13 protein-coding genes and 1 pseudogene are annotated in these 13,423 nt (G+C 70.1%); 7 read left to right on the top strand and 7 right to left on the bottom strand.

Annotation, left to right across the window (positions count from 1 at the left end; translation table 11 throughout):
* Positions 1-110: 110 nt before the first annotated feature.
* Positions 111-527: a hypothetical protein gene (locus ACFW3D_RS31920; RefSeq protein ID WP_500510110.1), complete on the bottom strand. Its 417-nt coding sequence runs from the start codon at positions 525-527 to the stop codon at positions 111-113.
* Positions 528-573: 46 nt separating this feature from the next.
* Between ACFW3D_RS31920 and ACFW3D_RS31915 the strand changes: the two are divergent.
* Positions 574-654, top strand: a pseudogene (locus tag ACFW3D_RS31915) (transposase); the annotation flags it as partial.
* 12 nt (positions 655-666) lie between these two features.
* Here the strand turns inward: ACFW3D_RS31915 and ACFW3D_RS31910 are convergent.
* A complete protein-coding gene (locus tag ACFW3D_RS31910) occupies positions 667-1,818 on the bottom strand; it encodes a hypothetical protein (protein WP_500510108.1) in 1,152 nt (383 codons plus the stop codon).
* Positions 1,819-2,271: 453 nt separating this feature from the next.
* Here ACFW3D_RS31910 and ACFW3D_RS31905 point away from each other — a divergent pair, with 453 nt between their 5' ends.
* From ACFW3D_RS31905 to ACFW3D_RS31890, 4 genes are all read left to right on the top strand, one after another.
* Positions 2,272-3,210, top strand: coding sequence for a hypothetical protein (locus ACFW3D_RS31905; RefSeq protein WP_500510105.1), 939 nt, complete (start codon positions 2,272-2,274; stop codon positions 3,208-3,210).
* A 114-nt stretch (positions 3,211-3,324) separates the two neighbouring features.
* Positions 3,325-3,771, top strand: coding sequence for a peptidase inhibitor family I36 protein (locus ACFW3D_RS31900; protein WP_500510102.1), 447 nt, complete (start codon positions 3,325-3,327; stop codon positions 3,769-3,771).
* Positions 3,772-4,303: 532 nt separating this feature from the next.
* Positions 4,304-4,720 carry a hypothetical protein gene (locus ACFW3D_RS31895; protein WP_500510100.1) on the top strand — a complete coding sequence of 139 codons (417 nt, stop codon included), beginning with the start codon at positions 4,304-4,306 and terminating at the stop codon, positions 4,718-4,720.
* Positions 4,687-5,571 (top strand): C40 family peptidase, encoded by an 885-nt coding sequence (locus tag ACFW3D_RS31890; protein WP_500510098.1) that lies wholly within the window; start codon positions 4,687-4,689, stop codon positions 5,569-5,571. Before ACFW3D_RS31895 ends, ACFW3D_RS31890 begins: the two co-directional genes overlap by 34 nt.
* A gap of 226 nt (positions 5,572-5,797) precedes the next feature.
* On the opposite strand, the gene ACFW3D_RS31885 is transcribed toward ACFW3D_RS31890, so the two are convergent.
* On the bottom strand, positions 5,798-6,691 hold the full coding sequence (locus ACFW3D_RS31885; protein WP_500510151.1) for an NADP-dependent oxidoreductase: 894 nt from the start codon (positions 6,689-6,691) through the stop codon (positions 5,798-5,800).
* Positions 6,692-7,039: 348 nt separating this feature from the next.
* Here ACFW3D_RS31885 and ACFW3D_RS31880 point away from each other — a divergent pair, with 348 nt between their 5' ends.
* Together ACFW3D_RS31880 and ACFW3D_RS31875 are read left to right on the top strand one after the other, a co-directional pair.
* Entirely contained in the window at positions 7,040-7,390 is a 351-nt protein-coding gene (locus ACFW3D_RS31880; protein WP_500510096.1) for a winged helix-turn-helix transcriptional regulator, read from the top strand.
* 380 nt (positions 7,391-7,770) lie between these two features.
* Positions 7,771-8,139, top strand: coding sequence for a profilin (locus tag ACFW3D_RS31875; protein WP_500510094.1), 369 nt, complete (start codon positions 7,771-7,773; stop codon positions 8,137-8,139).
* A 145-nt stretch (positions 8,140-8,284) separates the two neighbouring features.
* Here the strand turns inward: ACFW3D_RS31875 and ACFW3D_RS31870 are convergent, their stop codons facing one another.
* From ACFW3D_RS31870 to ACFW3D_RS31855, 4 genes are read right to left on the bottom strand one after another with little or no spacing between them, the layout of a single operon-like run.
* Positions 8,285-10,654: a discoidin domain-containing protein gene (locus tag ACFW3D_RS31870; RefSeq protein WP_500510091.1), complete on the bottom strand. Its 2,370-nt coding sequence runs from the start codon at positions 10,652-10,654 to the stop codon at positions 8,285-8,287.
* Complete coding sequence (locus ACFW3D_RS31865) at positions 10,651-11,811, bottom strand: peptidyl-prolyl cis-trans isomerase (protein WP_500510089.1); 1,161 nt, start codon at positions 11,809-11,811, stop codon at positions 10,651-10,653. Before ACFW3D_RS31865 ends, ACFW3D_RS31870 begins: the two co-directional genes overlap by 4 nt.
* A complete protein-coding gene (locus tag ACFW3D_RS31860) occupies positions 11,808-13,232 on the bottom strand; it encodes an alpha-L-fucosidase (protein WP_500510086.1) in 1,425 nt (474 codons plus the stop codon). Before ACFW3D_RS31860 ends, ACFW3D_RS31865 begins: the two co-directional genes overlap by 4 nt.
* On the bottom strand, positions 13,229-13,408 hold the full coding sequence (locus ACFW3D_RS31855; protein ID WP_500510084.1) for a DUF6903 family protein: 180 nt from the start codon (positions 13,406-13,408) through the stop codon (positions 13,229-13,231). Before ACFW3D_RS31855 ends, ACFW3D_RS31860 begins: the two co-directional genes overlap by 4 nt.
* Between the last annotated feature and the right edge of the window lie 15 nt (positions 13,409-13,423).

Below are 13,423 nucleotides of genomic sequence, written 5' to 3'. Positions count from 1 at the left end.
CCTATCCTGCCGGAGCGCGGATTCCGCGCCGAGCCGGTCACACAGAACGGATTTTGCCCCTGCGGCAACCAGTTGCGCCTACGCCTGGCGCGTACGCGCCTGGGACTCCCTCAGCGCAGGCGCGCAAGTCGCAACAGTGCTTCGCGGCGGACCTCGGGCTCCCCGTCCGATGCCAGCAGGCGAAGTTGTGCGATCAGCTCGTCTGCGTCCCGTCCGGTCGCCCAGCGTGGGTCGCAGTCGAGTTCAGCAGCGAGCTGATCAGTGGTCCCGTCGTCAGACGCGACGGCGAGGGCCGCGAGCACGGCGCGTAGTCCGGCCAGATCCCGCCGAGCCAACAGTGCCGCCGCGGTATCCGAGGTCACTCCGGTGTCCCGATCGTCCAGTAGCAGTTGGTGCAGGAAGCCGGCGACGCTCTCGATCCGAGACGCTGCCGCCAGTCGCCGTCCTGCAGCGGCTCTCACCGCCCAGGCCGGAGATTCTGCTGCAGCGAACGAATCGCGCGGCTCTTGATCTACGAAGTCTTCCACGGCACCAGGCTGCCAGCGAATTGCCTCGATCAAGCTCCATTGAGACAACAACAAGATCCGGCGCCGATCCGACGTCGTCGGGATCTTCCGCGACCGCACGGCCGTGATCCGCCTGGTCGGTGCCGTTTCTTGAGGCCCCTCACCCGTCGTAGCGGAGCCAGTCGATGTCCATGCGGGCCAAGGGGGCCAGAGCGCTACGGTGCATAGCCCCGGCCCAGGCGGTGAACTGGTTGTCCTTCCACCCGTTCGCGACGTGCATGACGAGCCCCGGGGCCACGTAGAAGCGTGTGGATGTCTCCGGCCAGAAAGGGCGCAGAGGAACCAGGCGCAGTCCTTCGGTGAGCTGTTGAACCTGTTCTCCGCTGATTTCGCGCGACAGTGCCTTGTAGTCGGCGCCCATTGAGGCTTCGAAGAGTGAGAACTGAATGAGGAAGCCGCTGAGCGGTTCAAGTTCGGCGATTGGCGGTTCGTCGTCCTCCCGGTACCAAACCGTGGGATCGTCCTCGGGCTCGCCGAGCGACCACAAGAGGGACCAGGAGAAACATCCTTGGTTCTCCACACCGAAGACAAGCATGTCTCCACAGCTATCGGTTTTCCTGGCAGGGTCCTGAACGATGTAGTTCTGGACTCCGAGAACACTAGGCCGGTGCTCCGCCAGTCGATAGAGCTGCCTGAGCCCGTCGGGTATGGCTGCGGAGAGCGCGCCTTCGCGCGCTGGATCCGTGGTCCCGGCGGTGGCTGGGTACCAGCCCGTGACGAACTGCTCCAGTGCAGTGGCGCGGTCGTCGTTCACGTGCCGCAGCCACCCCAGTCCCGGAAGCTCCACGGGAGGACGCGGCCGACGGACCCGTTCGAGCAGGGCCTTGCTCAGTGGCGGGTCGAGTCGCAATGTGCATCTGACGAGTTCGTCCGCGCCGCAACCGGGACGACGCACCGTCTCAGCCTTCCCTACGCGGCCGGCGCGCAGATACAGCAGGCCCTCTACGACGCGAACCATCACATGGATGGGCAACGGAGTGTCACCCGAGCTCCATGTGTCGGTCTGCCCCAAGAGTCGCTTCATGACCGGCGCCGGAGCAGGACCGAGCAGACGGACCTCCTTGGCGTTCCACACCCCGCTCCTATCGGGATCATCCGCCGCATCCGTGATGATCAAAGTTCCTGCTGGGCCTATGACCACTGCCGCGCCACCCACGGTGAAGCGCTCGATAGCCGATGCACCGATCAACGCCAGTGCTTCCGCTTCATCCATCACGACTGCCGGGGCGACCACCGAGTTCTGACCAACCATGCCTCTATCTTCCTCGGCCGCCGTAGGGACCAACGACGGGTACGGCGGCGACCTTGGCGGTGTCCTCCAGGACGACGTGCACGATCTGACTCACCAGGCGGCCGTGGCCCGGTTCACGCGGCGGCGAGTTCGGCGGCCAGGTCCTCCTGCTCGGCGCGCTCGGCTCGCTCCGCGGGGGTTCGGACGTCGGCATTCCGTCCGCCGGGCTGCTCAGTAGACGTTGCCTCCCCCGCCCCGTTCGCCCACCTCGCCCCCGGTTTCCCCGTCCGGCAGCCGGTGGGCAACGGGAAACCCGTCGACCCCACCGGAGCGGCGCCACGAGTCTGTGTCCCGTCGGCGCACGGCACGACCGTGGCCGACGGCAACCGAGGGGGCGCCCTCTGCGGTGCCGTACGGGTGACCGGGCGGCACCGGGGATCAGGGGCCATGAGGCGGCAGGGGGAGTCGGGGTCCATGAGACGTGCGCTCATGTCGTTGTGTGCGGTGATCGCGCTCGCCACCGCCGTGGTGACCGGTTGCGGTAACGGCGGTGACGGTGCCGGCGACGCCCCCGGAGGGACCCGCCAGGACACCGGCGTGCGCACACCCGCGCTGACCTGGCGGCAGGAGGTCCGCGTCAACGACGCCCTTCAGCGGCTGACCGGCCGGTGCATGGCGCGCCAGGGCTTCACCTACCAGGAGGAACGCGAGTTGACGCTCCAGGAGAGCCGGCCCGTGCGCTTCGTCCAAGACGACCTGGCGTGGGCGCGGACCTACGGCTACGGCAGCCGCATCGAGGCGAAGAGCGCGCGGCTGCGCGAGCTCAACGTCAACGGGGCCTACCGCCAGGAGCTGACCGCCACGCGCCGCACCTTGTTCGACGAGGCCCTGGACGGCGGCGACGGCGCCCGCATGCTCACCGCCCCGATGCCGAACGGCGGCGAGATCCGCAAGCGCATCGGCGGCTGCACCGAGGAGGCCGAGCGCACGCTCTACGGCGATCCCGCCGAGTGGTTCCGTACCAGCAAGATCGCGATGAGCGCCAACTCCCTTTACGCCGGTCGGCTGATGAAGGACGGGCAGCTCACCGCCGCCGTCCAGGCGTGGTCCGCGTGCATGCGCGAGGCCGGCGAACCCTACTCCGACCCCCAGGCCGCCCAGGACGGCGTGCGGGCCGCGGCCGTACGGCTGGGCGCGGCCCGCGCCGACGAGGCCTTCGCCACCGAGCGCAGGACCGCCGTCGCGGACGCCGGCTGCGCGCGCCGTACCTCCCTGCGGGCCGTGGCCACGGCCCGGGAGCAGCACTACCTGGACCGCCTGCCCGACCGGTACGTCAAGGACATCGACACCTACCGCCGTCTCGGCCGGCAGGCCTACGACCGGGCGGTGCGCATCGTTCCGGAGCGTGACTGACCATCTCGCGCACGGAAGCGCCCCGTCCACCGGCGAGGGCACCCCACGGGCACCGACGCCCCGCCCCGCCGGCGCACCACCAACGGGCACCATCGAGAAACGAGGGAAACCATCATGCGCAAGTTCACCGTCTCCGCAGCGCTCATCGGGCTCACCGCCCTGGGCGTGGCCGTCCCGGCCACTACGTCGCAGGCCGCCGAGAGCGGAGCCGCCGGCGCCGTGTGCGACAGCAAGTGGGGGGCGCGCAACGGCAACATGTACGCCTGGGACGGCTACGACTGCAACGGCAGCCCGATCATCGTCGCCGCCGGCAACAGCTCCAACTGGGGCGGCGCGAACGACCGGGCGTCCTCGGTGATGAACCGGGGCTACACGGGCAACCTGTCCATCGTGAAGTTCTTCTACCTGGAGAACTACCAGGGCGGTCACACCTGCCTGTACCCGGGCGAGCTCTACGCCGACAACCTGTCCGACAACTACTTCACCGACGGCAACGTCGTGAACGACAACATCCGGTCGCACCAGTGGGTCAACGGCGGCTGTGGGGCGACCCTGACCTGATCCGCCCGGGCGCCGTGGAGACGCACGTCCGGAGCCGTCGACTCGGCTTCGGACGTGCGTCTTTGCGTCACAACGAAACAACACCGGGATGCCCCAGATGTCCCCCAGCGGCCTTCACGTACGGCCGTTCTACGGCCGTACTGCCCTGGGGGACATCGTGGTCGACCCCCACGACGCGGGGAACCCGGATGCGCCGACCACGCACTCGTTCCCCGCGCAACTGCGACGACTCCGATGTCGGCGAGCGACAGGCCGCATTCACCCCCTCGCACCCCTGGACCCGCGCTGCGGCGCGGTGACTTCCCAGTGTCGGGGGCCGACCGGTGGCCGCTGGTGACCCTCACCCCGATCGCGCGGTCGCTCGGTGAGGAGCTGCTGGAGCGGACCGCGAAGGCCCTGGGCGAGGACCTCGGTGTCACCGCCGAGCGGCTCCGGCGCGAGCCCGCCGCGCTACTGGAGGGCATCATGGCCCGCTCGGGCGGATCACCGGGCGACCCGCGGGTAGCGGCGCCCGCCGCCGTCACGTCCGGTGGTGATCGTCGACCGGTTCGAGGAACCCGGCGCGGTGCGCAGCGTCAGCTTCACGCCGGACGGCCGCACCCTGGCCGGCAGCGGCAACGACGGCACCGTCCGGCTGTGGGAACTCGACCCGCAGACCCGGCTGTGCTCGGGCCTGGACGCCCGCGGGCTCGCCGCCCTGCTGCCCGGTGTCCCCGCGTCCGGGCTGCCGCGGACAGCCATCTGGCGCCCGCCGGGGGGTGACCGCCCGCACTCCCAGGTGGGCGCGGGTTTCCCGAGGGTTTCCCGTTGCCCACCGCAGCGGGGCGACGCCCCGCACCTCGACGGGCCGGGGGCGCGGCCCCCAGGCTGCTGTCCGACCAGTTCCGCACACCACCAGAAAACGGGGGTCCTGGCATGGCCTGCCGGACCAGAGTCGTCCACACACTGATCGCCCTGCTCGCCCTTCTCCTCGCCGCGCCGGCCGCGGCCGCCGCCGCGGGCCCGCCGCGCGCTCCGCAACGGGACGCCGCCGCGTGCGGCGCTCTCGCCCCGGGGGCCTCCGCGGCCGCCGAAGCCGCCATCGCCGCCGCCTGCGCCGAGGTGGCGGCCGGCACCTGGTACACCTGGGGCGGCGGCCACGGCGCCCAACCCGGCGCCACCTACGGCCAGATCGACCCGACCGACCCCGACAGCGTGCACGACCCCGAGCGGCTCGGCTTCGACTGCTCCGGCCTCGTCCGCCACGCCTACGCACGTGCCGCCGGCTCCGACATCCTCAACGGCACCGCCAGCACGCAGTACTACACCCACCGGGCGGCGAACCGCTTCACCGCCGCCCAGGGCCTGGCGCCGCTGCTCCCCGGCGACCTGCTGGCCTGGGGCCGCTCCGACGACCTGCACCACATCGCCATCTACCTCGGCGCGGGCAAGATGGTGGAGGCCAAGGAGTCCGGTACCCGCCTCATGGTCAGCGACGTCCGCCTGGGCGGCGACTACTACGGCGCCGTGCGCGTCAACACCGGTGCGGTGACCGGCCACATCCACCGCACCTGGGGCAGCGGCGTGTGGACCAAGCAGGCGCCCTCGCTCGGCGCCGGCCGCGTCTACGCCTTCCCCGGCCCGACCACCATCCGCGTGCAGTGCCAGAAGCACGCCGAACTCGTGGAGGCCGAGGGCTACTCCAACGACGTCTGGGCGTACCTGCCCGACTACAAGGCCTGGATGACCAACATCTACATCCAGGGACCCGCCTGGCTCGACGGGGTCCCCGACTGCAACACCGTGCCGCCCAAGCCGTGACGCGCCGGGGCGCCGGTCGCCGCCGCCCGCGGCCACCGGCGCCCGCACCGTCGTGCGTGCAGCCGTACGCCCGTTCGTGGTCTCAGCGACCGAGCGCCAAGGTCCGCTCTCTCACGCCGGGCGCCTTGAGTCGCGGAAAAAGCCGTACTGAACCCCGGGCGCGGAAGCCTGAGGCACCGCGCGGCGGGTGGGGTGCATCCCTGGCGCCGCACTCATCGCCCCGGCCTCAGGGAATGAGCACGATCCGTCCGGGCAGGTTGCCTTCGGCGAGCCGTGCGTGAGCGTCAGCTGCGGCGTGCAGGGGGTAGGTCTGTGCGACACGGGTCTGCAGCACTCCCTGATCAGCAAGGTGGGACAACTCGCGGAGCAGGGCCCCATCGGCTCGCACGCCCATGGCGTCGACACGGATGCCGCGTTCGGGACAGGGTTCCTGGCCGGGCCAAAGACCGACGTAGACGCCGCCGTCACGGACAGCAGCGAGAACACCCCCTGCCAGCCGCGCAGCGTCGAGCACACCATCGAAACCTGCTGCCCCGGGGATCTCTCCGCGAGCCAGAAAGCGGTCCGCACCGCGCGAGACGAGGAATTCCTCGTGCACGGCGGAGTCGAGCCCGGTGACCTTCAGTCCCTGCCGGTGAGCGAGTTCCACCGTGTGGGCGCCGACGCCTCCTGCGGCCCCGGTGACCAGCAGACTCTGCCCTGGGGCCAGCGCGAGCAAGCTCAGCGCCTGGGCCGCGGTCGTCGTGTTCAGAGGGAGCGTCGCCGCGTGGACGTCATCGAGGGTCGTGGGTGCCGGTGCGAGGGCGTCGGCGCGCAGAACGACGTAGTCGGCGTGGGTACCGAGCGGCTTGTGGTGCCCGGTGGCCAAGGCGATGACACGATCGCCGGTCGACCAGGAAGTCCCGGGGCCGACAGCGTCAACGGTGCCGGCGACATCGAAGCCCAGGCCGATGCGCTCCTTGCCGCCGAAGACGCCGGACCGCATGGCCGCATCCACGGGATTGAGCGCCGCCGCCCTCACATTGATCCGCACCTCGCCCGGTCCCGGCACGGGCGCCGGGTGTTCGGTGATCTCCACCGCATCGGGGCCTCCGAAGCGGGTGACGGTCGCGGCACGCATGAGCATGGTGTTCTCCTCATCGGGGGGTGGTGGCGTGTCGAGCGCCGACGGTCGTGGGCAGCGGGCAGGTCTCTGCTCGCGGGAGACGGCGTCGGACTCCAGGCGTAGCCAGAGCCTTCTGGCAGACGCGCAGCACGGGTCAGATAGGGGGACTGTTGTTCGGCAGGTCCCACCGCACGCCTGTGACGTGGTCTCTTACGTTTGGTGCGTAACCCCATGATGAGTGACCATGAGAGGGGTTACAAAAGGCACACGCGTGTGCGCAACCGGAAGGACTGGTGTGTCATGCACGACGGCGCAAGGGATGGGCGGGGTGCCGTGCTGGGGGGTCCCTGCGCTCGCTGGCCCATGGACAAGGGCGAGGGCATCCGGCACATCGTGGACCGGGCCGGCGACAAGTGGACCGTGCTCGTGATCGGCACGCTGGAGCACGGGCCGATGCGCTACACCGACCTGCAGCATTCCGTACCGGGGATCTCCCAGCGCATGCTCACGCACACCCTGCGCCAGCTGCAGCGCGATGGTCTCGTCACCCGGACCGCCTACCCCGAGGTGCCGCCACGGGTGGAGTACGCACTGACCGATCTGGGCACCACCCTGCTCGACGCCGTCACCGTGCTCATCGACTGGGCAGGCACCCACCACGACGAGATCCGCTCGAACCGCGCCCGCTTCGACGAGGCAGCACCCACGTCCTGACGTACCACCGGCGCGACAGGGCACCGATCCCATCTGGACCGGGACGACTACGACCTTGTTCACGACTGCAGGAGGCGCCTGCCGCACCGGGATGTCGATGCCGACGAGCACGGGAGGCAGTGGGCCACCGCGGCCCGCATGCCGGCGTCGATGCCGGGCCGTGGATCTCGCGCCTCTCCAGTGAATGTCCACGAGGCGCACAGCAGGGCCCTGGGCAGACACTGACGGCGGTATCGGTGCTTCCCCTGCGTGTGCGCTGGTCACCAACCCGGAGCAGCACCCCGCGCGGGGAACCTCCCCGGGCTGCACGCTGGCGGTATGCGCGCCGTCGTGGACCCGAGTCCGGCCGCCGTCGGCTCTCCACTGGAAAGGAGCGGTTCATGAGCTGGGAACCGTCCTGCGAAGGCATCGTCCGAAGCACTCCGGGCGTCGATGCGGTGTTCCTCGCTCATCCCAGCGGGAGCCTCTACGGCACCAGCGACGCCGAGCACTGGCGCCCCTCGCCCCAGGAGACCAAGGAGATCGTGCAGACGGTCCGCGATCCCGAAGCCGCTCCGCGCCTGACGGTTCAGGGCGAGAATTACGTGCTTACCGACCGACAGGACGACACCGTCATCGGCAAGAAGGCCGACAAGGCGATCGTCGCGGTCGCCACCGGCAAACTCGTCATCGTCGCGCGCGCCGACGAGAGCGCCGCGCCGCAGGCCCTGCGCAAGCTCCAGACCTACGCCGCCGAGAACGCCGGCTGACGATCAGCGGGCAAGGAACAGCCCGCCGCGCGATCCGGACCGGCTGCGTCAGATTCGGCCTGGAGCTCTGGCCCGCGGCCTGACCGCAGACCGGGTGTCCGCCCGGCGCCGGTCCCGCGGGATGCCCGCGGGACCGGACGGGGGATCAGGACGCCGAGTTGTAGACCGAGATCTCGGTCAGTGTCGGTGTGTACTGCTCCGTGGCGATCTGGCCGGTGAGGGCCACCCGCAGTTTGGAGGTGGTGACCGGGCCGAAGCCGGTGACGGTCAGGTCGTGACCGATGCCGGTGTCGCGGCTCGCGAAGGTGACCCAGGTGCCGGTGGTGTCGTCCCAGCGCTGCAGGTCGAAGGACTGGACGCGGGGGTTGGTGCCCGAGTCGGTGTACTCGTCCAGGTAGACCTGGTCGAACGTGGTCGCCGCGCCGAAGTCGACGTCGAGGGTGATCGGGTAGGCGGCGGCGTCGGCGGCGGCCCAGCGGGTGCTGAGGTTGCCGTCGGTCAGCTTCTCCGCGCCGAGGGTGCCGTTCGCCCCCGGGTGGGTGGAGCTGGCGGTGACCGTCTTGCCGAGGGCGAGGTCGACGCGGTTGTCGGCCTCCTCCTCGATCGGGTCGTCGTCGACCGGGTGGGCGACCCGCTTGCCCTTGCGGGACTCGGCGATGCCGATGTCGGGCGCGTCACCGTAGTAGAGCTTGGTGCCGAGGAAATCGGCGGTGCCCAGGTGGGTGTTGTAGCGGCCCGCGTCGATCAGCGGGGAGTTCTTGCTCAGCGAGAAATGCGCCGCCGCGGTACGGATCTTCGCGACGCCGGCACCGGTGACGTAGGTGTCCACGCTGCCCTTGAACCGCGGGTCCACGCGCAGGCCGTCGGGGTCGGCCGGCTCCTGGGTGGAGTGCTTTCCGCCCGCCTCGTAGTAGTCGTTGTTCGAGAACACGGCCTGGCGCAGCGCGCCGGTGCGGCGGTACCAGGTCGTCTCGTCGGTCTTCGAGGTGTTGTAGAAGATGTTGTTGAGGAAGTAGACGCGGCTCAGGAACGTCTCGTCGTGTACGTAGTCGAGCTTGGAACCGTCGTACACGAAGGTGTTGTTGACGAAGTACGAGGGCTCGTAGTTCGACGACAGCATGTTCTTCACCAGGACGCCGTTGTCGTTGACGCTCAGGTTGTAACGCGCCACCGAGTGCGAGCTGTTGCCCATGTAGGCCATCCAGCCCGCCGCGTTGTCGTGCGAGTAGTTGTACTGGTACGTGACGTTGAAGTTGGTGTACTCCATGTCCCAGGGCGTGCCGTCGTACTCGTTGTCCGGGCCGCCATACACCTCGTTGTACTGCATGGTCGAGTCGGCGCCCGCCCACAGGTACAGGCCGCAGGAGACCGCGTCGTAGCGCGCCAGGAAGCCGTTGACCTCGTTGTACTCGACCGTCATCCGCTCGGTGTCGGCGAGCTGGATGGCACCCTGGCCGATGCTCTCGGCGTAGTTGTGGCCGATGTAGACGTCACGGCTGTACAGGTCGCGGGTACGCACCCACAGCTGCTCCCAGCCCTCGTGGAACTTCCCGCTGTCGTCGTACTGACCCGCGGCGGTGCCGTCCGCGTTGAACCAGTTGAATCCGAACTGCACCGCGTGCAGCTCCACGTTGACGAACGTGTTGTTCTCGATCCGGACGTCCTTGAAGTAATTGCCGCCGGTCGCGTAGTCCTTGTAGCTCTTGTTGCCGAAGACCTGGAAGTCCACCGCACCGTAGTGGATCTTCTGCCAGCGACTCGGACCGTCGAGGTCGTGGACGAAGATGTCCGAGATCCGGAAGTGGTCCATGACGTTGTCATCGCCGGCCCTCAGCAGGTCGGCGTTGATCGACACCATGATTCCGTCGCGGACGTACGTGCCCGTGGTGATGTCGGTCGCGAAGTCGTCGTCGTTGGACAGCTCGACGTTGTTGATGTCCCAGTACTGCTGGTTGCGCAGCACGATGGAACCGGTGAGGCCCACGGTGTCGGGGTTCTTGGTGCCGTCGGCGTTGAACGGGCTGGGGACGTTGCCGTTGGTCGCGATGTACGGGCGGCCGTCGTTCCTGTCGCCGTAGGCCGAGATGGTGATCGGCTTGCCCGCGCTGCCGGAGCCCTTCGGCCACAGCTGCTCGTCCTGCCACTGCTCGCCGGCCTTGAGCAGGATGCGGTCGCCCGGCTTGAAGGTGGTCGCGTTCGCCTTGGCCAGGGTCTGCCAGGCGTGCCGCGCCGAGGTGCCGGACGCGGTGTCGTGACCGTGCGTGGCGTCGAGGTAGTAGTCGGTGCCGCCCGTCTTGTTGGGGGTGTTTCCCGGCCAGGACTTCGCGGTGGCCGCGGCCTTCGCCGCGGACTTCGCCGCGGCGGCCGGCTCCGCGGCGGCGTACGCGGACGGCGCGAGCGAGCCCACGAGCAGTGCCGCGAGCAAGGAGGTGAGGCCCGCGCGGAGGGTCCGCCCGGTGATTCTCGGGCGCCGCGCGTTCCTGTCCTCGGGTGGGCCGACGTCGGCAGGACTCATTGCTGCACATCCTTCGCGTTGATGGCGGCCATCGCCGAGTGGTCGACGCGCATCGAGGCGTCGTTGGCCCGGCGCTGGAGGTATCTGTCGTACTTCTTCTCGACCAGCGACTGGCGGATCCGCGACCTGTAGTCGCTGAACGCCTTGTCGTCGTCGGTCTTCTTGCTGTCGAGCTGGTAGTAGGTGATCTGTCCGCCGCCCTTGTCGGGCTCGGAGATCCCGCCCGGCTTCAGGTCGCCGAGCACGGACATCAGGTCCTGGTCGTGGGTGTTCACGCTGGTGGCGCCGTCGCCGCCGTAGGTGCCGGTGGTGACCTCGGCGTCCGCCACCCCGCTCACGTCCGAGAGGTCGCCCGCGGCCTCCACCCGCCGCGCGAGCTTCGCGTCGAAGTCCGCGCCCGCCTTCCCCGGCACCTGCACCACGAGCCGCGTGTACGTGTAGGTGGTGGCGTTGGCGTTCCAGGCGTCCGGGTCGTCGTCGTACGCCTTCCGCACCTCTTCGTCGGTGACGTGCAGCGGGTCGCCCGAGCTCTTGCTCAGCCTGTCCTTGAGGCCGGTGGCGAGCTCGGTCAGCCGGTGGCCGTAGTACTCGTCCAGGGAGTAGTCCGTGACGCCGTACACGGTCCGGCCTGCGGCGACGGCCTCGGCCCGGGAGGCGTTCTCGGCGGTGCGCTCGGCTTGAAGGTCCGCGAAGTCGACGGAGCCGACGAGGCCCTGCTGCTGCGCGAGCAGCAACGTGGTCCTGTCCTCGCGGATCTCGGCGAGCGCCCGCGTCTCCAGACGCTGCAGTGCGGTGCGGTTCCCGGCCTTTGTGTTCCAGGAGAACGTGGTCTTCAGGGCGGGGTACGTGTTGCGCAGCTCGTTCTGCACGGTCGGCGCGAGGCGGTCCATGTGGAAGAGGAGCTCTTCCCGGGTGACGGGGTGGCCGTCCAGGGAGGCGACTTCGTCGCCGTGGTCCTGCCCGCCGAACGCGGTGACCGCGCCGGCGACCAGCGCGGCGACCGCCAGGCAGGCGGCGCCGGACACGGCGGCCACCCGCCGCGACAACCGCCCGCGGCCCGCCGCCTTGGGCGGGTGCGCGACCGGCCGCCGGGCGGCGGCGGCCTTGCGCGCGCCGGGCTTGCGCGAACCGCCCGGCCGGCGGCCGCCCGCGCTCACGAGGACGCCCCGATCGCCGCCACGCGGGCGAGGACCGGGGTGTCCCGGGTCGCGGTGATCTGGAAGGCGATGGTGTCCACCTCGGTGGGCGGGAAGGTGAGGATGCGCTGGTAGCCGACGGCGCCGGTCTCGGCGAGCGTCGTCCAGACGCCGTCCAGGGCGCCCCGGACGACGACGTGTTCGACGCGCTGGCCCTGGGTGATGTCCTCGCCGACGACGACCGCCTCGACCGGGTGGGGGCCGCCGAGGGCGAGCGTCACGGAGGGGTGTGCGTCGTCCTCGCCGGCGCGCCAGGAGGACTGGGCCCGGCCGGGCCAGACGGTGGCGATGTCGCCCGGGGTGCCGGAGCTGACCGTGGCGGTGGCGTCGATCCGGCGGGCTCGGAAGTCCGTGATCCGCCGGCCCAGTTCCTCCAGGGCGTCCACGTCCGCCTGGTGGAGCCGGCCGTCGGCGGCCGGGGGCACGTTGAGCAGGAAGCAGGAGTTGCCGCCGACCGAGCGGAGGTAGAGGGTGAACAGTTCGTCCACCGACCGGACCTGGGAGTCCTCGGCCTCGTGGTGGAACCAGCCGGGCCGGATCGAGGTGTTGACCTCGGCCGGGAACCAGACCAGGTCGTCCTCGTGTCCGGCGAGCGCCGCCCGGCTGCCGAGGTCCTGGTCGTCGCTGCGCACCAGCCGGGCGAAGGTTCCGTCGTCGGCCTGCTGCGAGCGGGACGCGGTCCGCTCGGCGTCCTGCAGGGCGCGCGGTACGACGCTCCACTCGTCGGGGCGGGTCTCGCCGGCCTCGTTGCCGCACCAGCGGACGTCGGGGCCGCAGACGTTGATGACCGCGTCCGGCTGGAGCTCGCGGACCACCGCGTAGTACCGCTCCCAGTCGTAGGTCTGGCGCTTGCCGTTGGGGCCCTCGCCGTTGGCGCCGTCGAGCCACACCGAGAACACCGGGCCGTAGCGGGTGAGGAGTTCGGTGAGCTGGGCGACGTAGAAGTCGTCGTAGCCGGTGCCGGAGCCGTAGGAGGCCTCGGTGCGGTCCCAGGGAGAGAGGTAGACGCCGAGCTTCAGGCCGTGCCGGCGGGCGGCGTCGGCCACCTCGGCGACCACGTCGCCCTTGCCGTCCTTCCACGGGGACGCCGCCACCGAGTACGCGGTGGCGTCGCTCGGCCACATGCAGAAGCCGTCGTGGTGCTTGCAGGTGAGGATGACACCGGTCATGCCGGCCGCCTTCAGCGCCCGCACCCACTGGTCGGCGTCCAGGTCGGACGGGTCGAACAGGGCCGGATCGTCGCCTCCCTCGCCCCATTCGCGGCCGGTCATGGTGTTCATGCCGAAGTGGATGAAGCCGTAGAACTCCATTTCCTGCCAGGCGAGTTGCCGCTCGCTCGGCCGCACCGCGGCCAGCGTCCGTGCGGACGCCGCGGCGGTCACCGGAACCTCCGGTTGTACGAGGCGAGCAGGGCGAGCAGTCCGCCCAGCGCGACGAGCATCCCCGCGAGGTGGCCCCAGCCGACCGTCGTCCGCTCCACGACCACGAGCGCCACCAGGGCCGCCGCGATCAGGGTGCGCACGACGACGAGCAGGCCGGCACGCGTCGAGTCCTTCATCTCGGTTCGTTTCCT

The organism is Streptomyces sp. NPDC058864 (assembly GCF_042742985.1).
Classification (GTDB): domain Bacteria; phylum Actinomycetota; class Actinomycetes; order Streptomycetales; family Streptomycetaceae; genus Actinacidiphila.
Note: the sequence above shows the minus strand (reverse complement) of the source record. Positions and strands in the feature narration are given on the sequence as shown.